Annotated in this window: 21 protein-coding genes and 1 pseudogene; 13 read left to right on the forward strand and 9 right to left on the reverse strand. The window is 70.2% G+C overall.

From position 1 onward, the window contains the following. Positions 1–90 precede the first annotated feature (90 nt). Positions 91–864, reverse strand: a pseudogene (locus QSK05_RS36240) (DUF222 domain-containing protein); the annotation flags it as partial. A 343-nt stretch (positions 865–1207) separates the two neighbouring features. Between QSK05_RS36240 and QSK05_RS05510 the strand changes: the two are divergent. Beyond that, positions 1208–2464, forward strand: a complete 1257-nt coding sequence (locus QSK05_RS05510) for a DUF2786 domain-containing protein (RefSeq protein WP_285594513.1) — start codon at positions 1208–1210, stop codon at positions 2462–2464. Positions 2465–2670: 206 nt separating this feature from the next. Beyond that, positions 2671–3072, forward strand: coding sequence for a hypothetical protein (locus tag QSK05_RS05515; protein WP_285594515.1), 402 nt, complete (start codon positions 2671–2673; stop codon positions 3070–3072). Here the strand turns inward: QSK05_RS05515 and QSK05_RS05520 are convergent. Further along, on the reverse strand, positions 3069–4940 hold the full coding sequence (locus tag QSK05_RS05520; RefSeq protein WP_285594517.1) for an ABC transporter ATP-binding protein: 1872 nt from the start codon (positions 4938–4940) through the stop codon (positions 3069–3071). The genes QSK05_RS05515 and QSK05_RS05520 overlap by 4 nt on opposite strands. Continuing rightward, a complete protein-coding gene (locus QSK05_RS05525) occupies positions 4937–6673 on the reverse strand; it encodes an ABC transporter transmembrane domain-containing protein (protein WP_285594519.1) in 1737 nt (578 codons plus the stop codon). Before QSK05_RS05525 ends, QSK05_RS05520 begins: the two co-directional genes overlap by 4 nt. Before the next feature lie 81 nt (positions 6674–6754). Here QSK05_RS05525 and QSK05_RS05530 point away from each other — a divergent pair, with 81 nt between their 5' ends. Genes QSK05_RS05530 through guaA form a run of 3 tightly spaced genes read left to right on the forward strand, consistent with a single transcriptional unit; the run spans position 6755 to position 9609 of the window. Further along, positions 6755–7603, forward strand: coding sequence for an SURF1 family protein (locus QSK05_RS05530; RefSeq protein WP_285594521.1), 849 nt, complete (start codon positions 6755–6757; stop codon positions 7601–7603). Then, positions 7573–7995, forward strand: coding sequence for a DUF3817 domain-containing protein (locus tag QSK05_RS05535; RefSeq protein WP_285594523.1), 423 nt, complete (start codon positions 7573–7575; stop codon positions 7993–7995). Before QSK05_RS05530 ends, QSK05_RS05535 begins: the two co-directional genes overlap by 31 nt. Positions 7996–8016: 21 nt before the next feature. Continuing rightward, entirely contained in the window at positions 8017–9609 is a 1593-nt protein-coding gene (gene guaA / locus QSK05_RS05540) for a glutamine-hydrolyzing GMP synthase (RefSeq protein ID WP_285594525.1), read from the forward strand. A 56-nt stretch (positions 9610–9665) separates the two neighbouring features. Here guaA and QSK05_RS05545 read toward each other — a convergent pair whose 3' ends face one another. The 3 genes from QSK05_RS05545 to QSK05_RS05555 all read right to left on the reverse strand — a co-directional run bounded on the left by QSK05_RS05545 (position 9666) and on the right by QSK05_RS05555 (position 11970). Beyond that, positions 9666–10511 carry an NAD-dependent epimerase/dehydratase family protein gene (locus QSK05_RS05545; RefSeq protein WP_285594527.1) on the reverse strand — a complete coding sequence of 282 codons (846 nt, stop codon included), beginning with the start codon at positions 10509–10511 and terminating at the stop codon, positions 9666–9668. A gap of 120 nt (positions 10512–10631) precedes the next feature. Further along, the gene (locus QSK05_RS05550) at positions 10632–11414 is read right to left on the reverse strand and encodes a nucleotidyltransferase family protein (RefSeq protein WP_285594530.1); all 783 of its coding nucleotides are present in this window, start codon (positions 11412–11414) and stop codon (positions 10632–10634) included. Between the two features lie 37 nt (positions 11415–11451). Beyond that, positions 11452–11970: an NUDIX domain-containing protein gene (locus QSK05_RS05555; protein ID WP_285594532.1), complete on the reverse strand. Its 519-nt coding sequence runs from the start codon at positions 11968–11970 to the stop codon at positions 11452–11454. Between the two features lie 128 nt (positions 11971–12098). On the opposite strand from QSK05_RS05555, the gene QSK05_RS05560 reads away from it, so the two are divergent. The 3 genes from QSK05_RS05560 (at position 12099) to QSK05_RS05570 (ending at position 16645) form a co-directional block, all read left to right on the forward strand. Next, positions 12099–13262 carry an NUDIX domain-containing protein gene (locus tag QSK05_RS05560; protein ID WP_285594534.1) on the forward strand — a complete coding sequence of 388 codons (1164 nt, stop codon included), beginning with the start codon at positions 12099–12101 and terminating at the stop codon, positions 13260–13262. A 2-nt stretch (positions 13263–13264) separates the two neighbouring features. Further along, complete coding sequence (locus QSK05_RS05565; protein WP_285595174.1) at positions 13265–15367, forward strand: Eco57I restriction-modification methylase domain-containing protein; 2103 nt, start codon at positions 13265–13267, stop codon at positions 15365–15367. Positions 15368–15532: 165 nt separating this feature from the next. Continuing rightward, a complete protein-coding gene (locus tag QSK05_RS05570) occupies positions 15533–16645 on the forward strand; it encodes a glycerophosphodiester phosphodiesterase (RefSeq protein WP_285594537.1) in 1113 nt (370 codons plus the stop codon). Here the strand turns inward: QSK05_RS05570 and QSK05_RS05575 are convergent. Together QSK05_RS05575 and QSK05_RS05580 are read right to left on the reverse strand one after the other, a co-directional pair. Next, positions 16642–17016: a hypothetical protein gene (locus tag QSK05_RS05575; protein ID WP_285594575.1), complete on the reverse strand. Its 375-nt coding sequence runs from the start codon at positions 17014–17016 to the stop codon at positions 16642–16644. The two genes, QSK05_RS05570 and QSK05_RS05575, sit on opposite strands and share 4 nt — an antisense overlap. Then, a complete protein-coding gene (locus QSK05_RS05580; RefSeq protein ID WP_285594577.1) occupies positions 17016–18284 on the reverse strand; it encodes a PspC domain-containing protein in 1269 nt (422 codons plus the stop codon). Before QSK05_RS05580 ends, QSK05_RS05575 begins: the two co-directional genes overlap by 1 nt. 160 nt (positions 18285–18444) lie before the next feature. Between QSK05_RS05580 and QSK05_RS05585 the strand changes: the two genes are divergently transcribed. The 3 genes from QSK05_RS05585 (at position 18445) to pcrA (ending at position 23358) form a co-directional block, all read left to right on the forward strand. Then, positions 18445–19968: an ATP-binding protein gene (locus tag QSK05_RS05585; protein WP_285594579.1), complete on the forward strand. Its 1524-nt coding sequence runs from the start codon at positions 18445–18447 to the stop codon at positions 19966–19968. Continuing rightward, on the forward strand, positions 19965–20687 hold the full coding sequence (locus QSK05_RS05590; RefSeq protein WP_285594582.1) for a LuxR C-terminal-related transcriptional regulator: 723 nt from the start codon (positions 19965–19967) through the stop codon (positions 20685–20687). Before QSK05_RS05585 ends, QSK05_RS05590 begins: the two co-directional genes overlap by 4 nt. 97 nt (positions 20688–20784) lie before the next feature. After that, complete coding sequence (gene pcrA, locus QSK05_RS05595) at positions 20785–23358, forward strand: DNA helicase PcrA (protein ID WP_285594584.1); 2574 nt, start codon at positions 20785–20787, stop codon at positions 23356–23358. Positions 23359–23422: 64 nt separating this feature from the next. On the opposite strand, the gene QSK05_RS05600 is transcribed toward pcrA, so the two are convergent. Next, positions 23423–24733 (reverse strand): glycoside hydrolase family 3 N-terminal domain-containing protein, encoded by a 1311-nt coding sequence (locus tag QSK05_RS05600; RefSeq protein ID WP_285594586.1) that lies wholly within the window; start codon positions 24731–24733, stop codon positions 23423–23425. Between the two features lie 136 nt (positions 24734–24869). Between QSK05_RS05600 and sucC the strand changes: the two genes are divergently transcribed. Further along, on the forward strand, positions 24870–26051 hold the full coding sequence (gene sucC, locus QSK05_RS05605; protein ID WP_285594588.1) for an ADP-forming succinate--CoA ligase subunit beta: 1182 nt from the start codon (positions 24870–24872) through the stop codon (positions 26049–26051). Between the two features lie 3 nt (positions 26052–26054). Beyond that, positions 26055–26942, forward strand: a complete 888-nt coding sequence (sucD, locus tag QSK05_RS05610) for a succinate--CoA ligase subunit alpha (protein WP_285594590.1) — start codon at positions 26055–26057, stop codon at positions 26940–26942. Positions 26943–26954 lie beyond the last annotated feature (12 nt).

Here is a 26954-nt window from a genome sequence, read left to right on the forward strand (position 1 = left end):
CGGAACCACACGTCCGCCGAAGGAGTCGACAGGTTCTTGGGGTACGGGAACGAACGGCAGAGGGCTGTGACTGTGAATGGACCGGAAGATGGCCACAAATGCGTCGGCTCGTCGTTCCTGATGGCTGCGGGGGTCTGGGTTGCCGGCCCTGCGAGCCTGGTCGCGACAAGCATCGGCCAGGCCGTCGAGCAGGGTATGGATCATCATGGTCTGGTCGGCCGTCAGCTTCGCGTAGAGACCTCCCATCCCGTCGGGAAGAGGAAAAGCTCTGATGCATCGGTCTTTTCTTTCCTTTTGATGACGTGTTCGGGCGGCCGAAGGATCGACCTTCTGGATCTCCCGCTGGGTCGCGGCGAGGGCCTGGCCGTGTGACATGCCGGGCAGCAGCTGAACCAGGGCGGCTTGTACTGCCTCCCACTCGGAAGTCCCGGGCTGTATGGAATTACGCATTCGGGTGTGCATGGCAACGACTGTGCGCCAGTCGAGATCCCCGGAATCAACCAGGGCCACCAGTAGGGGTAGTTCGGGGCAGACCAGTACGGATTCTCCCACTCGGCCGTTCGCCTGATGCCGGGTAAATCCAAGTGCCATGCCGATTTCGGCCCCGATCGACTCGATGCCGTCAACGGCCTCGTACGAGCTCTGCGAGGGAAGCGATGAGGCGGCCAGGCCGGCCGCCCTGTAGAGGCATTGCGACTGGATGGCATCCAGGTGCCGCTTCAGGCGCTCGGCTGCCACTGCCGCCCCGAGGCACTGGCTCTCCGATACTTGTGTTCGGTAGGAGTTTTCGACGGCCTGAAAGAGGTCGGACATGAGCAAGGAGGTAAGGGCGACGTCGGGCCAGGCCGACAACTGGTTCTCCATTGGGACCGCACCCCCGCGCCATCGTTCGAACACCTGTTCGAATATTAGCCCATTTTTCGGACTTCTGGGGCTTCGAGTTCGCTCCCTGTCGAGAGGTGGTTCATTGAAATGCTGCTACCTGCAATGGGAATGAGTGTGCTGTGCTCTGTGGGGCGGCGCGATTCTGGAGGGAGGGATGCGGTCGACTCTTGGGAACGGTGACCTGTGGAAAGTGCTTTTCATCCACAGCCACCCAGTCGGCGTTCGGGGCGACGGCTTGTCGACCTAGGGTGTCGGTATGGGTAGCAGAGACCGCCGACGAGATGACTCCGCTGAGCGGGCCGTCTTCAGGGCGCTAGCGGGCATGCGAGATGCCGATCTCCCGCACGAGCAGATGCTCGAAATCCTGCTTCAGGCGGCGATGTCGACGGTCGGAGTGGGGAACCGAGGTGCGTTCGAGGAGCTCTCCACAGCGCTTGCCGAGAGGCCGGACCTGAGGGGCTGGCGAACGTTCGTGGCGCGCGACCTGATGATCCGGTTGCCGTTCGCGATCGGGCAGGCCTGGTCGAGGGGGTGGGAGCCGGCCGATGTCGTGCGATATGCCGGGAGGCGTCTGGGCCCTGGGCGGGCTGCGCTGGCGGCCGAGGCGGTGAGTGAACAGCTGGCCGGCTATGCGGGGGTGACGGTCGATCCTCGCTGGCACGAGCAGGTGGCCGAGTTCGAGGTCGTGCCCTGGTGGCCGGCCGGTAGTACCGCTGTGCAGGCACACCTCGAGCGGGACGGATGGGTGACCTTCGCGCCGGAGTTGCTGGAACTGGTCGGGTTTCTTCTCATGTTGCCCGGGCTGGAGCGGGTCGGGCCGCCACCGGGGGAGTACCGGCCCCTGGCCGGAGATCGGCCCACGCCACCCCCGCAGGTGGACGAACGGGTGCTGAGCCGCATCCGGGCGTTACTGGCGAAGGCTGAGGCGACCACGTCGGAGGCGGAGGCGGAGGCTTTCACCGCCGGTGCACAGGAGCGGATGGCCCGCCACAGCATTGACATGGCCATGGTTCAGGCGGGTGGTGATCAGGTGCGGGGGGAACGCCCCGCGACTCGGCGTATCTGGATCGACCCGCCCTACGAGCAGTCGAAAACCGTTCTGCTGAATGCGGTCGCGCAAGCGAATCGATGCCGGTCGGTGTGGACGAAAAATATCGGGTTCTGCACGGTGATCGGGTTCGCCGCTGATGTGGAAGCGGTCGAGGCGCTGTTCACGTCGTTGCTCGTGCAGGCGACGATGGCGATGACTCGCGCAGGTCGTATAGAGGAGGCCGGGGGCAGGGCGCGGAGCAAGACATTCCGGCAGTCGTTCCTGGCGGCTTACGCGTTCCGGATCGGTGAGCGCCTGACCGAGATCACGCAGGAGCAGACCGAGGCCGCGCGGGCCGAACTCGGCGACGATCGGTTGCTGCCGGTGCTGGCCAGCCGGCAGCAGGATGTGGAGGATCGTTTCGAGGAGTTGTTCCCCAGCGTCACGAGAGGGCGCAGCATCCGGGTGGGTGATCGGATGGGCTGGGCCAGCGGCCGGGGGGCCGCGGACCAGGCCACATTCGGTACGTCGTCGGCGGTGACTCCATGACGTGATGGCTCGATGACTCGATGACTGCAGGCCCGGCTATGTCCAGTGGCCTCGTGAAGGTCGCGCCCGCCGCGGCGGTGGGTAGTACGGCCTCTGGCCGAGACGCAGGTGTAGCCAGGCATCATTCGATCGTCGTACGGCCGAGACGTCCCGGTATCCGTCGGCGGCGTGACGACGCCGGGTACGGCCGTGAATATGTTTTCGGTATGGAGACTTTCGCTGCGAATCCCCGGTCCGCGGCCTCGTTGCGGTCGCGTCGCCGGTGGCCGGTCGCGGTCGGGGCTGCGGTCGGTACGGTGCTGGTCATCCTGGGTGGCCGGTTCGTCAACGGGGGCCTGAACGTGTTCGAGCGGGTGGCGCAGGAGTCCTGCGGGAACGGTTTCTGCGTGCAGCGGATCCATTCTCCCGAGCTTCTCCTGGTGCCCGGCTATGACGTGGTGACGGTGTGGCAGGAAGGCAATCCAGGCCGGATGTACTCCTCCGGCGATCCGTTCGACGAGTACTCGGAGGTGGTCATCACGTGGGAGGACGGCGGGGTCACCGTGTCCGACGGTGGGCCGGCCCGGCTGAGCTGGACAGCAGATTCGCTCGCTCGGCTGAATGACTAGCCCTCCTGCCACGACCGCCACAGAGCCGCGTACGAGCCGCCGTGCTGCAGCAGCTCGTCATGGGTTCCCAGCTCGGTGATCTGCCCGCCCTCGACCACGGCCACCCGGTCGGCGTCGTGGGCGGTGTGCAGACGGTGGGCGACCGCCACCACCGTGCGTCCCGCGAGTACGGCCGACAGCGAGCGTTCCAGGTGACGGGCGGCGCGGGGGTCGAGCAGTGACGTGGCCTCGTCCAGCACCAGGGTGTGAGGGTCGGACAGCACCAGCCGGGCGAGGGCGACCTGCTGGGCCTGGCTCGGGGTGAGGCTGTGCCCGCCCGACCCGACGACCGTGGAAAGACCTTGCGGCAGTGTCAGGACCCAGGGCAGAGCATCGACAGCATCGAGAGCGCGCGTCAGTTCCGCGTCCGTGGAGTCGGCCCGGGCCAGGCGCAGGTTGTCCGCCAGGGTCCCGACGAAGACGTGCTGTTCCTGCGTCACCAGTGCAACCTGTTGCCGCAGGTCCGGCAGCGGCAGATCTACCAGGCTGATGCCGGAGCCGGAGCCGGAGCCGGAGCCGGAGCCGGAGCCGGAGCCGGAGCCGGAGCCGGGGTTGGAGCCTGCACCCGCGCCTGTGTCTTCGCCGGTGCCTGTGCCCGCTCCTTCGTCTGCGTGCACCGTCACCGAACCCGTCCTCGGCGGGTGGATGCCGGCCAGAAGCCTTCCGAGCGTTGACTTCCCGGCCCCGCTCGGCCCGACCACGGCCAGCCGCTCGCCGGGTCGCAGGGTCAGGGAGACGCCGTGCAGCACGTCCAGGTCACCGCGATAGGCGTAGCGCACGTCGCGGGCCGCAACGGCGCGGGAGCCGTCCGGGAGATCACCGGCGGAGGCCGAGACGGTGCGGTCGTCCGGTACCTGCCCGATGCCGATGATGCGGGCGAGGGAGGCGCCGCCGATCTGTAGTTCGTCCGTCCACTCCAGGATCAGGTCGAGCGGGCCCATCAGCTGGGACACGTACAGCACCACCGTGGTGACCTCACCGGCCGAGGCCCGGCCGGTGAGGGTCAGCCAGCCGCCCCAGGCGAGCACGGCGGCGGTCGGGATGATGTAGCCGAACTCGACCAGCGGTGACCACACGGTGCGCAGCGACAACGTGTAGCGCTCCGCGCGGTAGACCTCGCGCAGGTCGTCGTCCACCCGCTGCCGGCGCCGCTCACCGAGCCGCAGGGCGGCGACGGTGCGCGCCCCGTCGAGGGTTTCGCTCACCGTGCCGTCCAGCCGGGCGTAGGCGGCCATCTCGGCCAGATAGCCGTCGCGGGCCCGGCGCAGGTACCAGCGCGTCGTCGGCACGATGAAGAAGGCCCCGGTCAGCGCGGCCACCCCGACCAGTGGCGAGGTCACGAGGATCGCGGTCAGGGTGACGATCAGGGAGATCACACCGACCACCACGTTCGGCACGGCGTACCGCACGCTGTGACTGACGGCCTCGACGTCGTTGGTGGTACGTGAGATCAGGTCGCCGCTGCCGGCCCGCTCGACCACGGACAACGGCAGCCGGGTGACCTCCCGCAGGAAGTCCTCCCGCATCTCCGCGAACACCCGCTCGCCGAGCACCAGGGAGCTGCGGTTGGCGTACCAGGCCAGACCGGCCTGGACGAGAACGGCGACGGCCAGCAGCGACACCGCGTGATTCACGGACGAGCCGGTGGCCGAGCCGTCGGTGAAGTCCTGCACCAGGCGGCCGAGCAGCGCCGGGCCGGCCAGCGCGACGACGGCCGCGGCACCGTGTGCGGTGACCGAGAAGGCGAAGGCCCGGCGGTGCCGGCGCAGCAGCCGGGTGGTCTCTTGGCGCACCCGTTCCCGCGGGGCGATCGGCAGCAGGGCGCTCATCGTCGGCTCTCCTCAACCGCGGCCTCAACGGCAGCTTCGCTACGCACCACGACTTCTCGATATCTGGGTGACGACGACAGAAGGGACCGGTGCGTGCCCGACGCACCCACGCGTCCTTCATCGAGAAAGGCGACCCGATCGCACCGATCGAGCACCAGCGGACTGGACGAAACGACCAAAGTTGTTCTCCCCGAACGAGAAGCGTGCAGCCGGTCGGCGATCCGGGCCTCGGTGTGCGCGTCGACCGCCGAGGTCGGCTCGACCAGCACCAGCACCTCCACATCGGGGTGGGCGGCCATCAGCAGGGCCCGCGCCAGGGCGAGCCGCTGCCGTTGCCCGCCCGAGAAGTCGCGCCCACGCTCGGCGACCGGCGCGTCCAGCCCTTCGGGCAGCCCGGTCAGCACGTCGAAGGCGTCGGCCGTGTGCACCGCCCCGAGCACCTCCTCGTCGGTGTGCCGGCCCAGCGGGTCGATCTGCTCGCGCAGCGTGCCGGTGAACAGCCGGGGCTCGGCCTCACTCAGCACCACCCGCCGGCGCACCCGGTCGGCGGGCAGGTGCTCGAGGGGCACGTCACCCAGCCGGGCGCCGGGGGTGAGGGCCGCGAGCCGGTCGGCGATCTCGATCCCGGTCTCCGGCCGGGCGCTGACCAGCGCGGTCAGGGATCCCACCGGCACGGTCAGCCCGGACGAAGGGTCATGGAGGACACTGCCGGGCTCCGGTAGGTGGGTGGTCGCCGAGGTGGGGACGCGGCGGCCCAGCACCGCGATCAGCCGCTCCGCCGCCACCCGGGCCCGCACCCACCGGGACAGCACCTCGGTGGACGTCTGGAGCGGCAGCTGGAGGAACGCGGTGACGGCATACACCGTGACCAGGTCGCCCACGCTGAGGCGGCCCTCCACCACCCCGTGCCCGGCCAGCCAGGTCAGCCCGGTCAGGAACGCGCCGGGCAGCAGGACGTGCGCGGCGTCGAGCAGCGCCTGCAGGCCGGCCACCCGGACCCCGGCCCGCCGCACCTCCTGGCTGTGCTCGGCGTAGCGGGCCGTGAACTGGTCCTCCCCACCGATGCCCCGCAGCACCCGCAGCCCGGCCACGGTGTCGGCGCCCAGCGAGGTGAGGTCGCCCTCGCGGGCCCGGTGCCGGGTCTGCCGGGTCTGCAGCGGCTGGATCAGCACGATCAGCCCGGCCGCCAGCAGCGGCATCCCGATCACCACGAACAGCCCGATGGCCAGGTCGATCCGGAGCAGATAGATCGCCACGGCGCCGAAGGCGACGACGGTGCCTGTGCCTCGCGCGGTGATGTCCATCAGGTCGGCGAAGCGCGGGCCGTCGGTGCTCACGGCCTGCACCACCTCACCGGTGGTGACCTTGCCGGAGACGGCCAGACCGTGGTCGGCCACGTGGTGCCCGACCAGGTGCTGACTGCGCAGCGCGCCCAGCAGCCAGTTCGACACGGCGAACCGGTGCCGCATCATGCCGGAGAGGGCCGAGGCGAGCGCCAGCCCCACCAGCACCAGACATCCGGTGACCAGGGCGGAGGAGTCCCGCGCGACCAGCCCGGCGTCGACGGTGTTGCCGACCACCAGCGGGATCGCGGCCTGACACCCCATCCAGAACACACCCAGCAGGGCGCCCCCGGCCAGGGTGCGCCACTGGAGCCGGGCCATCGAGAGGATGTAGACGGTGGGCGAGGTGATGGACGGCCGGGGCGGTACCGGATCCGGGAGCGTGATCACTCTTCAGGAAGGTACGGAGGCAACAGGGTCGACCGCACCCCAGTTTCCGGGCCCACCGGTGCACCGCGTTACCTTTACCGGGTGCTTCGTACCGCGCTGAAGCCGCGATGGCTGGCGCTCCTGGTGGTCATGCTGCTCGCTGCCACCCTGATGGCCAAGCTCGGCGAGTGGCAGCTCGAGCGCGCCCGTGAGCACGGCGATTCGGCCCAGCAGGCCGAGCTGGCGCAGAAGTCGTCGAAGACCGTGCCGCTGGAGAGCGTGCTGAAGCCCAGCCAGACCTTCCAGCGCGACGCGGTCAACGCGAAGGTCACGGCGTCGGGACACTGGAGCGGCGAGAACCAGCTGCTGTCGCCCGATCGCGAGCAGGACGGCCGGACCGGCCTGTGGGTGGTGACGCCGCTGATCACCGAGGACGGCACCACGGTCCCGGTGGTGCGCGGCTGGGTGGCCGGCCCGGACGATGCGGCGGCCGCCGCACCCGACAGCGACACCCAGGTCACCGTCGTCGGTCTGCTGCAGCCCAGTGAGCCGCCGTCGGTGCGTCAGCCGGGGGAGACGTCCGGGCTGCCGGAGGGCCAGATCGACCGGGTCGCCGCGGCCCAGCTCGCCGCGCTCTGGCCGCAGCCGATGATCACCGGTTTCGTCGTGCTCGACAGCCAGACCCCGGCCCCGGCCACGCAGATCACCCCCGTGCCCCCGCCCTCCTCGGACGGCCAGCTGGACTGGGGCAATCTGTCCTACGCGATCCAGTGGTGGGCCTTCGCCGTGATCGCCCTGCTGTTCTGGTTCCGGCTGGTGCGCGACGACCACCGAGGTCTGCTGCCCGGCCAGGACAACGAAGACGACGCAGACGACGAAGACAACGCAGACAACGAACTCCTAGACGAAGGAACCTCCTCATGGCCGGCCCGAACCGCGGACAGTCCCTGAAGAACGCCCTGCTGAGGTACCGGGTGCTGGCCTACGCCACCGGTGTCTTCCTGCTGCTGCTGACGCTGCACATCGTCATGCAGGGCTTCCAGATGCGGAACACCGATCTGTCCTGGTTCTCGAACGAGGGCCTGAGCGCGGTGATCCCGGGCAGCGGCCACCTGATCCCGATGATCCACGGCTGGCTCTACCTGATCTACGTGATCGTGGCCGTGGACCTGTGGATGCGCACGCGCCTGCCCCTCGGCAGCACGATCCTGGTGGTTCTGGCCGGGACCGTCCCGGTGATGTCGTTCGTCGCCGAGCGCTGGGTGACCGGCCGGGTGCAGCCGATGGTCGGCGCCGTGGTGGAGAGGAAGCCCCGGCCCGACGCCGTTCAGAAGCAGTCCTGAACCGGCCCTATCCTTGTCCGGGTGAGTCAACCCGAGTCCGTTCCCGCGACCGACCACCGGCCTGTCCTGGTCGTCGACTTCGGCGCGCAGTACGCCCAGCTGATCGCGCGCCGTGTGCGCGAGGCCAACGTGTACTCCGAGATCGTGCCCTCCTCGATGCCGATCGCCGACATGCTGAAGAAGGACCCGGCGGCCATCGTGCTGTCCGGCGGCCCGAGCAGCGTCTACGAAGAGGGCGCCCCGCAGGTCGACCCGTCCCTGTTCGAGGCCGGGGTGCCCGTGCTGGGCATCTGCTACGGCTTCCAGGCGATGGCCCTGGCGCTCGGCGGCGAGGTGGCCCACACGGGCCTGCGTGAATACGGCGGTACGAAGGTCAGCACCACCGAGGAGTCCACGCTGCTGCACGGCACTCCCGCCGACCAGTCGGTGTGGATGAGCCACGGCGACGCCGTGCACACCGCACCTCCCGGCTTCGACGTGCTCGCCGAGTCGTCCGGTGCCCCGGTGGCCGCCTTCGAGAACAAGGAGAAGGCCTTCTACGGCGTGCAGTGGCACCCGGAGGTCAAGCACTCCACGTTCGGTCAGACGGTGCTCACCAACTTCCTCTACACCGGCGCCGGTCTGCCCGGCGACTGGACCACGGGCAACGTCATCGACGAGCAGGTCGCGCGCATCAAGGCGCAGATCGGTGACGGCAAGGTGATCTGCGCGCTCTCGGGCGGCGTGGACTCGGCCGTCGCCGCCGCACTCGTGCAGCGGGCCGTCGGTGACCAGCTGACCTGCGTGTTCGTCGACCACGGGCTGCTGCGTTCGGGCGAGGCCGAGCAGGTCGAGCAGGACTTCGTCGCCGCCACCGGCGTGAAGCTCAAGGTCGTCGACGCGGTCGAGCGCTTCCAGACCGCGCTCACCGGGGTCAGCGACCCGGAGGAGAAGCGCAAGATCATCGGCCGGGAGTTCATCCGGGTCTTCGAAGACGCCGCCCGTGAGGTGGTCGAAGAGGCCCACGAGAGCGACGGCGAAGACGTCAAGTTCCTCGTGCAGGGCACGCTCTACCCCGACGTGGTGGAGTCGGGCGGCGGTACCGGCACGGCCAACATCAAGAGCCACCACAACGTCGGCGGTCTGCCCGACGACCTGCAGTTCGACCTGGTCGAGCCGCTGCGCACGCTGTTCAAGGACGAGGTTCGCGCCGTCGGCGCCCAGCTCGGCCTGCCCGAGGAGATCGTGCAGCGTCAGCCCTTCCCGGGCCCCGGCCTGGCGATCCGCATCGTCGGTGAGGTCACCAAGGAGCGTCTCGACACGCTGCGCCAGGCCGACGCCATCGTGCGCGCCGAGCTCACGGCGGCCGGTCTCGACCGCGAGATCTGGCAGTGCCCGGTGGTTCTGCTGGCCGACGTGCGCTCGGTCGGTGTGCAGGGCGACGGCCGCACCTACGGCCACCCGATCGTGCTGCGGCCGGTGTCCAGCGAAGACGCGATGACCGCCGACTGGACCCGCGTGCCCTACGAACTGCTGGCGCGGATCTCGACGCGGATCACCAACGAGGTGGACGGCGTCAACCGGGTGGTGCTCGACGTGACGAGCAAGCCCCCGGGCACCATCGAGTGGGAGTAGAACCTCAGTGAGGACGTCGGTGAGTCTCCCCCGGGAGGCTCACCGACGTCCTCACTTCAGTTCTGGAAAGAACGGGTCAAGCCACCCAGCGGCAGCGAGGTGAACGGACCACCGACGCGCTCGGGTGCGGGTGGCGGCTGCTCGCCGGTACGGGAACGGCGGCTGGTCTCCGGGGGGATCTCCTCGGCGAAGGCCTCGGAGTCGTCCTGCGGCTGGTAACCCATCGCCCGCGCGGTGGAAAGGTCCCACCAGCCGCGCGTATTCGCCGAGACGCCGTAGGCGATCACGTGACCGCGCACCGGGCCGCGCAGGCTCGCGTCCATCAGCCGGGCCGCGTCGCCGGGGCTCAGCCAGGTGGACAGCTCGCGGCGGTTGGCCGGCTTCTCCTTGCAGGCGCCGATGCGCAGCGACACCACCTCCAGCCCGAACCGGTCGGAGTAGAGCTGGCCGAGCGCCTCCAGCGCGACCTTGGCCACGCCGTAGAAGGTGTCGGGACGGGGCCGCACGTCGACGCCGAGGTCACTGCCGCCGGCGGTGCGCTCCCAGAAACCCACCGCGTGGCAACTGCTCGCCAGCACCACGCGCTGGATGCCCCGGCGCAGCGCGGCGTCGAGCACGGCCTGCGTGCCCTGCACGTTGGCCTCGAGGATCTGCGGGAGTGGCGCTTCGTGCGGGATACCGGCCAGGTGGATCACCGCCCCGCAGCCCACCGTGGCGGCGTCGAGCGCGGCACTGTCGAGCACGTCGATGCTGCTGATGTCCGGGTCGCCGTCGGGTTCGCGGTCGAGCGAGTGCAGTTCCCAGCCCAGGGAGGCCAGGCGGGGACGCACCATCCGGCCGATGGTGCCCGCAGCGCCGGTGATCAGCACCGGTGACTGCGAGGAGGCCGCAAGGGTGGTCACCGTCGCGACATTAGTCGTGCCGTCGGAGCTTGGCATCCCCCGATCGCGTGTCCGGGCGGCGATGGAGAGTAACCATCGCCATCCCGACCAGCGACGAAAGCCGAGAACAGAGGACGTCGATCAGCCCGCAACTGTCACGCTCAGTTCGCGGGTCCCGGCGCGGATCTGCCGTTCCAGCACCTCGTCGGGCCCGACGTAGGCGCCCGGCCAGACCACCGAGCTCGTCACGGTGCCCAGCACCTGCGCGCCCTCACCGATGACGCTCGCACCGTGCGACGCGTGCAGATTGGCCGCCAGGTAGTCGGCCGGGGTGCCGCAGTCGATGGCCACCGTGTTCTCCGGCAGCACGAACAGGTCGAGGCGGTCCTTCTCCATCTCCTGCCGCCACAGCACCTCGTACAGGCCGGTGATCTCCACCTCGAGGTTCTTCACCAGGTCCCACGGCAGCAGGCAGGCCCCGACGTAACAGACCGCCGTGCCGTCGGGAGTGGTGAAGTCGCGCCGGGTGGTGGCGGGGGCACACAGCAGACGGCAGCGCTCGCCGTCCCAGCCGTCCGCGAAACCCTTCAGGCCGTCCGGCAGGTACTGGTCGGCGTTGGTCACCAGGGCGTGGCGCCCGTCCAGCCAGGGTTTGAGGTGGGCCACACCGCCCGCGGTGCCGAGGGATTCCGGGGCTTCGACCGAGAGGTGAGCCCGGTCTCCGACGTGCGCCTGGATCTGCCCGGCGTGGTGGAAGACGTTCACCGCCAGGTTGGCCGGGCCGTTCCCGGTCAGCGGCGCGAGGCGGGACAGAGCCTGGTCGAGCAGGGCGATGTTGCCGACGGGGCACAGCGGCTTGGGGCGCAGCTCGGTGAGGGGGCGCAGGCGCGTGCCCTCACCGGCGGCGAGCACGATGCCGGCCATGCCGTTGTGGCTGTCATGACTGGGGTGATCAGGAAGGCTAGGCACCGAGCGTGCGGCCTTCGTGCGGGGTGGACGCCTGGAAACGGATCAGCTCGGCGACAGCGGTGCGGGTGGGGTCGTCGGTGGTCTCCGGGTCGGTCAGCTCGTCGAAGCGGATCCAGCCGGACTCCAGCGCCTCGCCGGAGGCCTCGACCGGGAACGGCTCGGCGACGCGCACCCAGAACAGGACGTCGACGCGGCGGGAGCTGGGCTCGACCACGGTGGAGAACGGCAGGCCGACCTCGACCCGCAGCCCGGTCTCCTCCTCGACCTCGCGCACCACCGCGGAGGACGCGTTCTCGCCCCGGTTCAGCAGACCGCCCGGGAAGGTCCAGCCCCGGCGGTGCCGCTGTTTCAGCATCAGCAGGGTGCCCTCGTGCTCGATCAACGCCAGGGCACCGACCGTGTGGCCCGGGGCGACCCGGCGGATGATCCACAGGCGGAGGAAGCGGGGAAGACGACGGTAGAGACTCAGGGCCATCGCATAAGGACGGCGCACAACCTGACGGCCGGACATCCCCGCAGGATAGGGCAGATGACCGTTCCGGGTGATTCGGGTGGGACGTCTGTCCAACTTCTCGGGCCGGTGGGCGGTAGCGTCATACGGTGCCGTCTGCCGAATCTATGCGTCCCCCACTCCGTCCGGTGCAGCGGACCGCGGCCTACGGCGTGGTCAACGACGGATCAGGGGCTCTGTTGTTACTGCGTGTCCCCGCCGGTGGTGATCCGGCGGGGCGCTGGTCGCTGCCCGGAGGTGTGGTGCGACACGGCGAGCACCCGCGCGACCGGGTGCGGGCCGGGCTGCTGGAGCAGACCGGTCTGCGGGCCGCCAGCATCACCCCGCGCGACGCGGGCGCCGACGTGGTCGAACTGCCCGACGAAGGCATCAGCGTGCACACCCTGCGCCTGCTGTTCGACGTCACGCTGTACGGCACACCGGCCGGGATCCCCGGCCCCGGCCGCCCGGCGGTCGATCGGCGCAGCCCCTCCGAGCAGGGTGACCGGCTGCTGGGGGAGGACCCGGCGGCCCTGGATCCCTCGGACGAACTGCCCGCTCCCGTGGCCCTCGTCGTGACGCCCGACCCCGACCGGCCGGTCGCGCAGTTCGTCGGGCGGTTCATGGCTCCCGGCGAACTGGTGGGTCTGCCGCTGTCCCGGTTCCTGGCTCCCCTGCTGGAGGGGAACTCCTCGGACGAGACGCTGCTGCTGACCGGCGGCCCCGATCTGCTCGACCCGCCGCTCGACCCGGCCTCTCTCGCGGTCCCGGTCCCGAGCCTCGACGAGGTGCCCGCCTTCGTGCAGCGCCCCGCCGCCTACGCGGTGCTGGTGAACGAGAAGGCCGACGGTGGCCCGCAGATGCTGCTGAGCCGGCTGGCGGGCAGCGAGAGCACCTGGACCCTGCCCGGCGGCGGTATCGACCACGGTGAGCACCCCCGCCCGGCCCTGCGCCGAGAGATCCACGAGGAGGCCGGGCTGCCCTACACCGAGGGCCCCCTCATCGACATCTCCAGCCGGCACTTCGTCGGCCGCGGTCCGCACGGGCGCCTGGAGGATTTCCACGCCCTGCGCCTGATCTACGCCGGATCGGTGCCGTTCGACCAGGAGCCCCAGGTGATGGAGGTGGACGGCTCCACCGACGAGGCCGCCTGGATCCCGATCGCCGACCTGGACACCGCCGGTGCCGTGCCCACCGCCCACGATGCGCTCGCCGCCTGGCAGGCGTACCGCGACGGCGAGGGCCTGGAAGCCGTGATGGACCGGGCGGCCGACGCCCGGGGCGACGAGATGATTGACAGACCTGGTTCGTGATCATGCATAAACTGGCCGGTCCGGCGGGCCTGGTGCTGGCCGCGGCGGCCGAGATGACCGTCCCCGACGATCTCGACCCTCAGCTGTGGCGGGATCAGGCCGTTCTGCGTGCGGTCGAGAATGCCTGGGAGGCAGAAGATCTGGTCAGCGTCGGGGCCCTGGCCACCGGCTACGACGCGCTGCTGCTCTACGTGCCGGCCACGGTCGGCGGGGCGCTGACCCTGCATCCCGTCGGCAACGCCGAGCGCCGGCACCGCGGGGCGTTCAGCACTCCGTCGGTGTACGCGGACTCCCTGGCCCGGCGGGCGATCCCGGCTCTGCCCGGCGACGGCCGGCTGCCCACCATCGTCGACCCGGCCTGTGGCGCGGGCAATCTGCTGCGCGCCGCGCTGGGCCGGCTGCTGTCGCTCGGGGTGCCACCGCAAGAGGTCCTCGGTGCCCTGCACGGCGTCGACGCCGACCCGGTCGCGGTGAGCCTGTGCCGGTCCGCGCTCGCGGCCGACCTCAGCCTGGCCGGGCGGCCGACCGATCCGGCCGAGCTGGAGCACCAGATTCTTTCCGGTGACGGGCTTTCCGGTGGTACTCCGAACCAGGAGGCAGCCGGGGCCGGGCTCACCTGGCACACAGCGTTCCCGGCGGTGCTCGACGTCGAGGGGGCCGAGCCGGAACCGGTCACCGGGTGGCGGGGCGGCTTCGACGTGGTGGTGGCCAACCCGCCCTGGGAGCGGCTCAAGGTGCACGCCCGCGACTGGGGCGGCTCGATCCCCACCGGGCTGCGCGACCACCGCGCCGGTACCGCCCGCGCCCTGCGCGACGCGGGGCGTCATCCCCTGACCGGGGCCGGCGAGCTCAACGCCTACCTGCCCTTCGTCGAGACCTGCTGGCGGCTGCTCGCGCCGCACGGCCGCGCCGCCCTGCTGGTTCCCGCCGGTATCGCGTCCGACCGGTCGGCCGCCCGTCTGCTCGAGGCACTGTGTGCCGCCGGGGCACTCGACCGGCTGCACCTGATCGAGCCGCGCGGACCGATCTTCGCCGGGGTCAGTGGGCGGGTCGGGGTGGCTGTGGTGGAGCTGGCCGGTGGGCCTTCGGCCGTTCACACCGATGTCAGCGCCGAGGTGGCTGTCGGACTGGCCGGGCCGGACCAGCCGCCGGGGGAGCGGGCCTGGCAACTGCCCGCCCATCTGTTGCGCGTGCTCAACCCGAACAGCGGCACCGCACCGTTGTTCGCGTCCTCCATCGACGCCACCATCGTCACCCGGGCGCACCGCCGCACCCCGGTGCTGCTGCGCCGGGACCCGGCGGGCGGCACCACCAGCGACGATCCCTGGAAACTGCGGCTGGTCACGCCCCTGCACATGACGCGGGACGCCCGGCACTTCCGCTCCGGGCCGGGCGAAGGGCTGGTGCCGCTGTGGGAGGCCAAGCACTGCGCCATGCTCGACCCGAACGGCGGCACGGCCACGGCCCCGCGCTACTGGGTGCCCCGGGAGCTCGTGCAGGAACGCTACGGCGACCTGTGCGACCGCGGCTGGCTGGCCGGCTACCGCAACGTCTCCACCACGGTCGCGCCGCGCACCCTGCTGCCGGCTCCGCTGCCGGTGGTCGCGGTCGGCAACTCGCTGCCGCTGATCTCGGCGCAGCGGCTGCCGTTGCTGCTGGCCGCGCTGTCCACCCTGCCCGTGGACTACCTGCTGCGGCAGAAGCACGCCGGGGCCAACGTGAACTTCTTCAAGCTGGAGCAGGTTCCGGTGCCCCCGCCGGAGGCCTACGACCGGCCGTGCCCCTGGGGCGAGGGAACCATCGCCGACTGGGTGCTGGAACGTTTCGCGCGGGCCGTGGTGTGGGCGCCGCACCTGTCCGGGCTGGTGGCTGAGCTGGAAGAGGCCGGTGTGGAGGTTTCGCAGGAGCTGGATCCGGTCCGCATCGCCACGGCCCGGGCCGAGCTGGATGCCGCCCACGCCGTGCTACTCGGTTTCGACCGGGTTGAACTCACGCATCTGATCGGAACTTTCACCGCCCTGCGGCGTCAGGACGAGACCCGGCACGGTGACTTCGCTACCTCGATCCGTGTGTTGCAGGCGTACGACCGGCTGAAGCCTGGGTGAACACCGCACAACCCGCAGGCTCCGGATCACTGAACCCATGCGTAGTTCATCGCCGCGTCGACCGGCCGTCACATTCTGGCGGGGCTCCCGTCGGCCGGGATCGGTTGGCTGATGTCCCGGGGGCGCCGATCGGGCGAAGGTCGCCACGGGCGCCATGGAGGAAAGATGAACCGTCGCACGGTCATCACCGGCCTGGCAGTTACCCCGCTGGCTGTCGCCGATCCGGCGCATGCGTTTCCGGCGCAACGGGTCTCGGCCAGTTCGCGGAAGGGTGCCACCCTGGTCATCGGGCACCGCGGCGCCAGCGGCTACCGGCCCGAGCACACCCTGGCCTCCTACGAGCTCGCCGCCCGGATGGGTGCTGACTTCATCGAGCCCGACGTGGTGATCACCCGGGACGGTGTGCTGGTCTGCCGGCACGAGCCGGAGATCGGCGGCACCACCGACGTCGCCTCCCGGCCCGAGTTCGCCGATCGCAAGACCACCAAGAAGCTCGACGGCGCCAACGTAACTGGCTGGTGGGCAGAGGATTTCACGCTCGCCGAGCTGAAGACGCTGTACGCTGCCGAGCGTCTGCCGGGAGTGCGGCAGGAGAACACGATGTACAACGGGCGGCTGCGGGTGCCGACCCTGGACGAGGCGTTCCAGCTGCGGGCCGAGCTGTCCCGCCGTCTCGGGCGCCGGATCGGGATCTACCCGGAGACCAAGCACCCCACCTATTTCCAGGAACTCGGCCTACCGCTGGAGAAGCGGCTGCTGGGTCTGGTGCGCAAGCACGGCCTGAACCACGCGGACGCGCCGATCTTCGTGCAGTCGTTCGAGACCACGAACCTGCAGCAGCTGCGCCGGATGGGCCTGCGGGCCCCGGCCGTGCAGCTGCTGAGTGCCACCGGTGCCCCCTACGACCTGGTCGCCGCCGGTGACCCGCGCACCTACGCCGACCTGATCACCCCGAAGGGCCTGGGGGCGATCGCCCGGTACGCGCAGGGGCTCGGGCCGGACAAGAGCCTGGTGATCCCGCGCACCGCGGCCGGCGCCCTGGGCAGTCCCACCGCCCTGGTCGACAACGCCCACGCCCAGGGACTTCTCGTGCACCCGTACACGTTCCGGGCGGAGAACACCTTCCTGCCCGCCGACTACCGCAGCAGCGGCGGGGAGAACGACTTCGGCAAGGCGATCGACGAGCAGATCACCTTCCTCGCCACGGGCATCGACGGTCTGTTCACCGACCAGCCCGATGTCGGGGTGTTCGCCCGGAGCGAGCGGGCCGCGGCCTAGGACCTAGGGCTCTTCTTCAGGGCCGCGCCCAGCAGGGTGACCCCCACCGCCAGCATGATGGCGAAGGCCACCGCGGCCGGGTTCAGCGAGATCCCGGCCAGCTGGCTGGTCACGGCGGTGAGGCCGATGATCAGCAGGATCAGGCCGATGGCGACGGTGGTGGTGCGGATGCCCGGGTGTTCCTGCGGTTGCGGGGGGACCCGGGGCGTCTGATCGGGGCCAGGGCCAGGGCCGGGTGCGGGGCTGGGTTGCGGAGGGCGGCCCGAGGTGAGGTAGCCGCTGGATCCCGCCTCTGGTTCTGGCGCTCCGCCCGGCTCGAAAGCCTTGGTCGGGTTGACCGGCTGGTCGTTCTCGAGGTTCTGCCCGGACATCAGTTGCTCCCCATGTTCTGCGAAACTCGTTTGATCTCCAGCTGTCCCACGCCTTGCTGGGCGACGACCCGGACCACGGGTTCACCCTGCCCGTAGGTGAAGGTGCGCGACCGGTTGTCCGAGTTGCCCTTCACCTCGTAGCGCGTGCCGTCCGGCTCGTACACCTCACCCGCGCCGAGCCGGGCGTCCACCTCCACCGTCACCCACGACGGCAGATTCAGCACCAGGCGCCCGACGCCCAGGTTGGCCTCGACCTCCAGCGGGTCCGAGGCCGTGGCCCCGCTCAGCGCCCCGGCCGAGGTGAGATTCAGCTCGGCCTCGCCGATGCCCAGGTTGTACTGGTCGTCGGCGGCCTCGCGGGTGTCCGGGTTCCAGGTCGCGGTGCCGACGACGGCCATGTGCTCACTGGTCTCGACCCCGGCGTGCTGGGCCGCGGCTCCGACCGCGAGGATCAGGGAGAGCAGGACGCCCAGCCCCGCCAGACCCGGGCTGCGGCGTCCCATCAGGCCGTTCGCCACCACGCCGCCGGCGATCACGGCGATCGCGACGCCCAGGGCGGTGAGGCCGGCCCAGCCCGGCAGGTCGCCGAACGCCTCGGCCATCAGCACGCCGGTCGCGGCGATCAGGGCCAGGCCCAGGGTGAGCTGACGCACCCGGCGTGAGGGTGCGGTGCGGGCCCGGACCAGTTGCTGTGCCTCGTGGTGCTGCCAGGCGGCCTCCTCGTGGGCGGTGCGCTGCTTCTGGCCGAAATCCTGGGTCATCACGGGTGAGGACGTCTGGTGACTGTTCTGCGGCTGACTGTTCTGCGGCAGGCGCTTCGCCATCCACCACAGGCCACCGACGATCAGTGCGGCCAGGATCAGGGTGCCCGGGAAACCCCAGAACCAATGGCCGTTCCCACGCCACGGCCCGCCACCGCCGACGGCGGCGAAGGCCAGGATCGCCCCGGCGAAGAAGCCCGGGCTGAACCGTCCGCGCATGGCCTCCTGCACGTGGATCCGGCCGTCCTGCTCCTGCGGCAGCAGCAGCCAGCACACGCCGTACAGGGCCACGCCCAGGCCCCCGATGATCGAGAGCGCGACGAAAGTGCCCCGGATCAGGGTCTGGTCGATGTCGAGGCGCCGGGACAGGCCGCTGCCGACACCGGCCACCCAGCGGTTCTCGGACGGCCGGAACACGCCCTGTTCGCGGATCTTCGCGAAGAAGTCGTCACCGGGACGGGTGGGTGGAGCACTGGACGGAGCGCTGGGCTCCTGGGTGTCGGGCATGTCGTGGGCCCCCTCGATGGGTACTGGTCTACTGAAGATCCTGCTCGTCCATCGGGGTCCGGGGGATCGGGGGAGCCCCCGAGACCACCCTGAACCATCGGGCCGGCACCGCGGGTTCGTCCCTGAGGGAATCGGCGGCCGTGCGTGTGACGATGATCCGGTGAGTACATCCTCCTTACCGGTTCTCCCCGGGTCGCGGCGCCCACCGCTGGTGCGCCCGCAGGAGCAGCGGGTGCTCGCCGGGGTCGCCACCGGGGTGGCCGTTCACCTGGGTCTGCCGGTGCGCGCGGTGCGCATCGGGTTCGTCGTGGCCACGCTCATGGGGGGCCCGGGCGCCGTGCTCTACGCCTGGCTCTGGGCGCTCGTGCCCGACTCGGCGTCGGCCGCGGCGGCGCAGGCCGCCCAGCAGGCGGCCGCCCGCGCGCCCTATTCGGGTGCACCCGTTCTCGGAGCCCAAATTGGGGGACGACCGTTCCCGGCCGTCGCGCTCGTCGCACCTTCCGATCCGGTGGATCGGATCGACCCACCCGCACCGGCACCTCCGGAAACCGAGGTGGCGGCCGGAAGCTCGACGACGTCCACCATCGGCCCGATCGGCCCGATCGGCCCCGTCGATCCACTGAAGGAGACGGTTCTCCAGGCCCGCGCGGCCGCCGTGGCCGCAGCGGTGGAAGAGGTGGAGGAGCAGGTCCGCACCAGCCGGCGCAGCCGGTTGCGCGCCGACCTGTTCGCCGGTCTGTGCCTGTTCGCCGCGTGCGCCGTGCTGCTGGCGAACTGGAGCGGGCTGGAGGTGCAGGCGGGGTTCACGATGCCGGTGCTGATCGTGGCGTCCGGTGCCGTGATCGCCTACGCCCAGTTCGACGAGGCCGACCGTTCACGCTGGTTCTCGTCGACCGGTTTCACCACGCGGGCCACCACGCTGAGGCTGATGCTCGGGGTGGTCGTGGTGGTGCTGGGCATCGTGCTGCTCGTGCTGCAGAACGCGGACCCGGTGCTGATCACGCAGACCCTGCTGGCCACGGTCGCGGTGCTGTTCGGGGTGACGGTCGTGTTCGCGCCCTGGGGGGTGCGGTTCTGGCGCACCCTGGACTCCGAGCGCGCCGGCCGGGTGCGCGAGGCCGAGCGCGCCGACATCGCCGCCCACCTGCATGACTCCGTGCTCCAGACGCTCGCGCTGATCCAGCGACGCAGCGCGGACGCCCCGGAGGTGGCCCGGCTGGCCCGGGCCCAGGAACGGGACCTGCGCGGCTGGCTCTACGGCCGCGGGGATGAGGACCCGACGATGATCTCGGCCCGGGTGGCGGCGCTGGCGGCCGAGGCCGAGGACGTGCACGGGGCCGTGATCGAGGTGGTCACGGTGGGCGACCGGCCGGTCGACGAGCGGGCGATGTCGCTGCTCTCGGCGCTGCGGGAGGCCGTGGCCAACGCGGCCCGGCACGCGGGCGGGGAGTCGATCCGGGTGTATGTCGAGTGCATGCCCGACGGCATCGAGGCCTTCGTGCGCGACCGCGGGCCCGGATTCGACCTGGCCGCGGTGCCGGAAGACCGGCTGGGCGTGCGGGAGTCGATCATCGGCAGGATGGAGCGTCACGGGGGCTCGGCCCGCGTGCGCAGTACCGAAGGTGAGGGGACCGAGATCCGGCTGTTGCTGCCGGACAGCGGTTCCGTGGAGGAGGAACAGTGAGCAAGGACGTCGCACGACCCGTGAAGCTGCCGGTCCGGGTGGTGATCGTGGACGACCACCGGGTGTTCCGCAGCGGCGTGCGTGCCGAACTCGCCACGGCAGTCTCCGAGGGCAAGCTCGACATCGTCGGTGAGGCCGGCGACGTGGAGGAGGCCATCGCGGTGGTCGCCAAGACCCGGCCCGACGTGGTGCTGCTCGACGTGCACCTGCCCGGTGGCACGGTGCGTCCGGGAGGGCGCGATGTGCTGCAGCGTTCGGCGTCCCTGACCAATCACGTGGACACGGCCGAAGACCCGGTCACCCGGTTTCTGGCGCTGAGCGTGTCCGACGCCGCGGAAGACGTGATCGCCGTGATCCGGGCCGGCGCCCGGGGCTACGTGACCAAGTCGATCTCCGGCCCGGAACTGGTCGCGGCGGTGCTCACCGTGGCTTCTGGCGATGCCGTGTTCTCGCCCCGGCTGGCCGGTTTCGTGCTGGACGCGTTCGGCACCGGTGCCGGAGAGGTGGCCCAGGTCGACGACGAGCTGGACCGGCTCTCGGCCCGCGAGCGCGAGGTGATGCGTCTGATCGCGCGTGGTTACGCCTACAAGGAGGTGGCGAAGGAGCTGTTCATCTCGGTGAAGACGGTGGAGACCCACGTGTCGGCGGTGCTGCGCAAGCTGCAGCTGTCCAGCCGGCACGAGCTGACCCGCTGGGCGGCGGACCGGCGGCTGCTCTAGCGGGCTGCGTGGGTGACCCACGGGTGGTCTGTGGGTGGGCTGCGGGTGGTGTGCGGGTGGTCATGCCTGTCGGTGCGGGCACGTAGGCTGATTTCCGATGAGCACGCTATTCGATCTTCCCGACGCCGAGCCGGAACCGCCGAAGCGGCCGGTGTGGACCGAGCAGCCCGTGGCCCGGCCTGTGCCGACGGCCGCCGGGCCGGTCACGCCCGAGCCCTCCCGGCGGGAGAAGGCGCAGCAGATCGCCCGCGAGCGGTCGGCGAAGCGCTATCCGCTGCCCACGCTGGTCCAGGCCGGCGAGGCTGACAGGCCTGACGGGGCTGCTGAAGAGACTGTTGACGGAGCTGTCGACGGGGCTGTTGACGAGGCGCCCAAGCGTGATCTCCGGGCGATCGCGCCGAATCTTGATCCGGAGAAGCTGGTCCTCGGGCTGAACGAGCAGCAGCAGGCGGCCGTGCTGCACCGCGACTCGCCGTTGCTCATCATGGCGGGCGCGGGCTCGGGCAAGACCCGCGTGCTCACCCACCGCATCGGCTACCTGCTGGCTGCGCGCCACGTGCGGCCCGGGCAGATCCTGGCGATCACGTTCACCAACAAGGCCGCGGCCGAGATGCGCGAGCGGGTGGCCACCATGGTCGGGCCGCGCGCGTCGTCGATCTGGGTGTCCACGTTCCACTCGTCCTGCGTGCGCATCCTGCGTCGCGAGGCCACGAAGGTGGGCCTGAAGTCGAACTTCTCGATCTACGACTCGGCCGACTCGCAGCGCCTGATCGGTCTGGTCGCCCGCGAGCTCGACCTGGATCCGAAGAAGTTCCCGCCCCGGGGGCTGGCCGCGCAGATCTCCAACCTCAAGAACGAGCTGATCGACGAGGAGACCAATTCCGGTCGCGTCAGTGAGAGCAACCCGGGCGAGCGGGTACTGGCCGACGTCTACACGGGCTACCAGCGGCGGCTGCGCCAGGCCAACGCGCTCGACTTCGACGACCTGATCATGACCACGGTCAACATCTTCCAGGCCTTCCCCGAGGTCGCGGAGCTGTACCGCCGCCGGTTCCGGCACATCATGGTCGACGAGTACCAAGACACCAACCACGCCCAGTACGTGCTGATCCGGGAGCTGGCGGGCGGCCCGACCGCGAGCCCCAACTCCGCGGGCACGCCCCCGATCCCGATGGCCGAGCTCACCGTTGTGGGTGACGCCGACCAGTCGATCTACGCGTTCCGCGGCGCCTCGATCCGCAACATCATCGAGTTCGAGCTCGACTACCCGCAGGCGCAGACGATCATGCTGGAGCAGAACTACCGCTCCACGCAGACCATCCTCTCCGCGGCCAACGCGGTGATCGAGCACAACCCCGACCGCAAGCCGAAGAAGCTCTGGACCGCCGGGGCCACCGGCACGCAGATCACCGGGTACGTGGCCGACGACGAGCACGACGAGGCCGCGTTCGTCGCCGAGGAGATCGAGAAGCTCCAGAAGCAGGAGTCGGTGCGGCCGGGCGACGTCGCGATCTTCTACCGCACCAACGCCCAGTCCCGGGCCCTCGAGGAAGTGCTGGTGCGCGCCGGCCTGCCCTACAAGGTGGTCGGCGGCACCCGGTTCTACGAGCGCCGCGAGATCAAGGATGCCCTGGCCTACCTGCGGGTGCTGGTCAACCCGGCCGACACGGTCAACCTGCGGCGCATCATCAACGTGCCCAAGCGTGGCATCGGTGACCGGGCCGAGGGTGCCCTGGCCGCGCTGGCCGACCGGGAGAACATCTCGTTCGGCGACGCGCTGGTCCGGGCCGACGAGGCGCCGGGCATCGCCACCCGCTCACTGACGGCGGTCAAGCGGTTCGCCGAGCTGGTCGAGCAGCTGCGCACGCTGGTCGAGAGCGGTTCCGACCCGGGCACCGTGCTGGAGGCCGTGCTGGAGCAGACCGGTTACCTGGAAGAGCTGCGGGCCAGCCACGACCCGCAGGACGAGTCCCGCGTGGAGAACCTGGCCGAGCTCGTGGCCGTCACCCAGGAGTACTCGCGCACCACGCCCGGCGGCACCCTGCAAGACTTCCTCGAGCAGGTGTCACTGGTGGCCGACGCCGACGAGATCCCCGAAGACGAAGAGACCGAGGGCGACGAGCCCAAGGAAGACGAGGGCGTCATCACCCTGATGACCCTCCACACCGCCAAGGGCCTGGAGTTCCCCGTCGTCTTCCTCACCGGCCTGGAAGACGGCGCGTTCCCGCACATGCGCTCGCTACAAGACCCCAAAGAGCTGGCCGAGGAACGCCGCCTGGCCTACGTCGGCCTGACCCGGGCGAAGGAGCGGCTCTACATCACCCGCGCTGCCATCCGGAGTGCCTGGGGCCAGCCCAGTTACAACCCGCCCAGCCGGTTCCTCAACGAGATCCCGGTCGACCTGATCACCTGGCGTCGCAGCGAGTCCACGCAGATGCGCGCGTCGTCCACCCCGGCCGTGGCCCGCCTGGCGCAACGTCCGGGAGCGCGATCGACGGGCAACCGCGCCGTCGTCAACCTGGAGCCGGGCGACCGCGTCACCCACGACACGTTCGGCATGGGACGGGTGGTCGAGGTGGTCGGCGAGGGCGACAAGACCGTTGCCCACATTGATTTCGGTGAGGGCGTCAAGCGGTTGCTGCTGCGGTACGCGCCGGTGGTCAAGCTCTAGAGGGCTGGTAGACGCCCGCCAGGCACCCTGGGTGCCGGGCGGGCATCGGTGCTGGGGCGCGTCCTCAATTCTGGTTCTTGCCGCAGGTGAGCAGCCCGGCCTTCTGCTTCAGGGTGAGCACCCGGGTGACCGAGGCGTCGACTTTTTTGCTGAAGTTCTTATTGACGGCAGCCTTTTTCGTGATCGCCACCATCATCGTGCGGGCCTGATCGCTGGGGACGGTGAGCACCAGGTCGCCCCCGGCGTTGATGAACCGCACGGCCCGCTGACCGGCGGCGACGTCGGTGACGGCCTTCGCCGCGCCGACGTCGTCGGTCATCACCACGCCCTGGTAGCCCATCTGCTCGCGCAGCAGGTCGGTGATCACCTTCGACGAGAACACGGCCCGGTTGTCCGGGTCGATCCGGCGGTAGGTGGCGGAGCTGATCATGACCGCGCCCGCCCCCGCGTCGATGCCGGCCTGGAAGGGGCGCAGGTAGGCGTCGTTCGCGGTGGTGCGGGTGTCGACGACCCCGCTGGAGGTGTCGGTGTTCTTCGTGACCCGTCCCAGTCCGGGGAAGTGCTTCACCGTCGCGATCACCTTGTTCTTCTCGAGCGCGGTGGTGACGGTGGTGATGGCCCGGGAGACCGTGGTCGTGTCGGTGCCGTACTCCCGGCCGAACACGCCGATCGGCGGGTTACGGCGTTCGGTGCCGCTCGGCACGGTGTCGGCAACCGGTGCCAGGTCCATCGTGATGCCCGCCCGGGAAAGCTGTTTCGCCCAGATCCCGGTCATGCGGGACAGACGCGCGGTGCTCCAGGTGCCCTGCACCCGAGCCTTCGCCAGCGTGCCCCAGCGGCCACCGCGCAACGACTGCACCGCGCCGCCCTCCTGGTCGATGGAGACCAGCGGCTCGATCGTCGCGTCGCCGGCCCGGACCGACGGCAGCCGGTTGATCTCCTGCTTCAGACCGGCCGCGGAACGACCGCTGCGCCCGTGCAGGAACACCGAGCCCAGGTGGTTCTTCCGCATTACCGACACCACCGAGTCGGCGTCGGTCAGGGGAGTGCCGGCCATGACCAGCTGACCGGCCCGCTCGGCCGGGCTCAGGGCCTCGACGGCGGACTGCACGCACGCCGCAGCTTGCTCGACGGCGGGATCGACGGTGGGACTGGGCGAGCTTGATTCCGTTGATTCCGGGGGCAGGGCACGGCTGTCCGTCGTACTGGTGGCACCGGGTTGTGCAATCGAATCGTTCCCGGAGGCCGTGGACGGTGCCGACGAGCACCCGGCCAGCACGAGGCCCAGCACGACGGCGCCGGTCAGCCCACTGATCGGTCTGCCCTGGAGATGGGAACGCCGACGATCTGGTCCGGGCCCGAGTGCATCGATCACTGTAGAAGCCTGTCATGCCTTCGCCGGAGCGCCGGATGACCCGGACGTGACGCGCTCCACGATGACACTGGCGGGTCGGCGAACCTGTCCGGACTAGGCTCGGTCACACATCCGTCCCCGTCGTTGAGGACCACCCGTGGATCTGTACGAATACCAGGCACGCGACCTGTTCGCGGCCCACGGCGTACCGGTGCTGGACGCCGCCGTGGCCGACACGCCCGAAGAGGCCGCCGAAGCCGCTTCTAAACTCGGTAGTTCCGTTGTCGTCGTGAAGGCCCAGGTCAAGGCCGGAGGCCGGGGTAAGGCGGGCGGCGTCAAGCTCGCCAAGTCCCCGGAAGAGGCCGCCGACCGCGCGAGGGACATTCTCGCGCTGACGATCAAGGACCTGCCCGTGCGCCGGGTCATGGTGACCCAGGGCGCCGACATCGCCGAGGAGTACTACTTCTCGGTGCTGCTCGACCGGGCCAACCGCACCTACCTCGCGATGGCCTCGCGAGAGGGCGGTATGGAGATCGAGGAGCTCGCGGTCGAGAGGCCCGATGCTCTCGCCCGCATCCCCGTCGACGCCATCACCGGCATCGACGAGGCCAAGGCCACCGAGATCGTCGACGCGGCCGGTTTCGCGGCCGACGTGAAGCCGCAGCTCATCGAGGTCATCCAGAAGCTCTGGACGGTCTTCAAGGCTGAGGACGCGACCCTGGTCGAGGTCAACCCGCTGATCAAGAGCGGCGACGGCACGATCATCGCCCTCGACGGCAAGGTCTCGCTCGACGAGAACGCCGGCTTCCGCCACACCGAGCACGAGGCCCTGGCCGACTCGGCCGCCGCCGACCCGCTCGAGGCGAAGGCGAAGGCGAAGAACCTCAACTACGTGAAGCTCGACGGCAACGTCGGCATCATCGGCAACGGTGCGGGTCTCGTGATGAGCACCCTCGACGTCGTCGCCTACGCGGGGGAGGAGTTCGGTGGTTCCAAGCCGGCCAACTTCCTCGACATCGGTGGTGGCGCCAGCGCCGAGGTGATGGCCAACGGGCTGGAGATCATCCTCTCCGACCCGCAGGTGAAGTCGGTGTTCGTCAACGTCTTCGGCGGCATCACCGCCTGCGACGCGGTGGCCAACGGCATCGTGCAGGCCTTCGCACTGCTGGAGTCCCGCGGCGAGGCCGTGACCCGTCCGCTGGTCGTGCGGCTCGACGGCAACAACGCCGAGCTGGGCCGGCAGATCCTCACCGATGCGGGCCTTCCGGGCCTGGAGCAGGTGGACACGATGGACGGCGCCGCCTCCCGCGCGGCCGAGCTCGCAGCCAAGGGAGCCTGAACGATGGCGATCTTCATCGATGGGAACAGCAAGGTCATCGTCCAGGGCCTGACCGGTTCCGAGGGCAAGAAGCACGCGCAGCTGATGCTGAAGTCGGGCACCCAGGTCGTCGGCGGCGTGAACCCGCGCAAGGCCGGCACCACGGTCGAGTTCGAGGGCGGCGTCTCCGTACCGGTCTTCGGCTCTGTCGTCGAGGCGATCAAGGAGACCGGCGCCGACGTCAGCGTCATCTTCGTGCCGGCCGCCTTCACCAAGGCCGCCGCGTACGAGGCGATCGATGCGGGCATCCCGCTGGCCGTCGTCATCACCGAGGGCGTGCCGGTGCACGACACGGCTGACTTCTACCAGCACGCCGTCAACTCGGGCACCACGCGGATCATCGGGCCGAACTGCCCGGGTCTGATCTCTCCCGGGCAGTCCAACGTCGGCATCATCCCGGCCAGCATCACCGGCCCGGGACCGATCGGCCTGGTCAGCAAGAGCGGCACGCTGACTTACCAGATGATGTACGAACTACGGGACATCGGTTTCTCGTCGGGCGTCGGGATCGGCGGTGACCCGGTCATCGGCACCACGCACATCGATGCGCTCGCCGCGTTCGAGGCCGACCCCGAGACCAAGGCCATCGTCATGATCGGTGAGATCGGTGGCGACGCCGAAGAGCGCGCCGCGGCCTACATCAAAGACCACGTGACCAAGCCGGTCGTCGGCTACGTCGCGGGTTTCACCGCCCCCGAGGGCAAGACGATGGGTCACGCGGGCGCCATCGTGTCGGGCTCGTCCGGCACGGCGCAGGCGAAGAAGGAGGCCCTCGAGGCCGCCGGCGTGAAGGTCGGCAAGACGCCGAGCGAGACCGCTCAGCTCATGCGGGACATCGTCAGCGCTCTCTAGCCGGGGTTTCCC

Source organism: Kineosporia sp. NBRC 101731 (genome assembly GCF_030269305.1).
GTDB lineage: Bacteria > Actinomycetota > Actinomycetes > Actinomycetales > Kineosporiaceae > Kineosporia.

Coding starts and splice junctions, on each gene's coding strand:
- QSK05_RS05565 (WP_285595174.1), top strand. CDS start 13,265: ATGCATAAACTGGCCGGTCCGGCGGGCCTGGTGCTGGCCGCGGCGGCC.
- QSK05_RS05520 (WP_285594517.1), bottom strand. CDS start 4,940: ATGAGCGCCCTGCTGCCGATCGCCCCGCGGGAACGGGTGCGCCAAGAG.
- sucD (WP_285594590.1), top strand. CDS start 26,055: ATGGCGATCTTCATCGATGGGAACAGCAAGGTCATCGTCCAGGGCCTG.
- QSK05_RS05550 (WP_285594530.1), bottom strand. CDS start 11,414: ATGGCCGGCATCGTGCTCGCCGCCGGTGAGGGCACGCGCCTGCGCCCC.
- QSK05_RS05575 (WP_285594575.1), bottom strand. CDS start 17,016: ATGTCCGGGCAGAACCTCGAGAACGACCAGCCGGTCAACCCGACCAAG.
- pcrA (WP_285594584.1), top strand. CDS start 20,785: ATGAGCACGCTATTCGATCTTCCCGACGCCGAGCCGGAACCGCCGAAG.
- QSK05_RS05570 (WP_285594537.1), top strand. CDS start 15,533: ATGAACCGTCGCACGGTCATCACCGGCCTGGCAGTTACCCCGCTGGCT.
- QSK05_RS05510 (WP_285594513.1), top strand. CDS start 1,208: ATGCGAGATGCCGATCTCCCGCACGAGCAGATGCTCGAAATCCTGCTT.
- QSK05_RS05580 (WP_285594577.1), bottom strand. CDS start 18,284: ATGCCCGACACCCAGGAGCCCAGCGCTCCGTCCAGTGCTCCACCCACC.
- QSK05_RS05555 (WP_285594532.1), bottom strand. CDS start 11,970: ATGTCCGGCCGTCAGGTTGTGCGCCGTCCTTATGCGATGGCCCTGAGT.
- QSK05_RS05535 (WP_285594523.1), top strand. CDS start 7,573: ATGGCCGGCCCGAACCGCGGACAGTCCCTGAAGAACGCCCTGCTGAGG.
- QSK05_RS05515 (WP_285594515.1), top strand. CDS start 2,671: ATGGAGACTTTCGCTGCGAATCCCCGGTCCGCGGCCTCGTTGCGGTCG.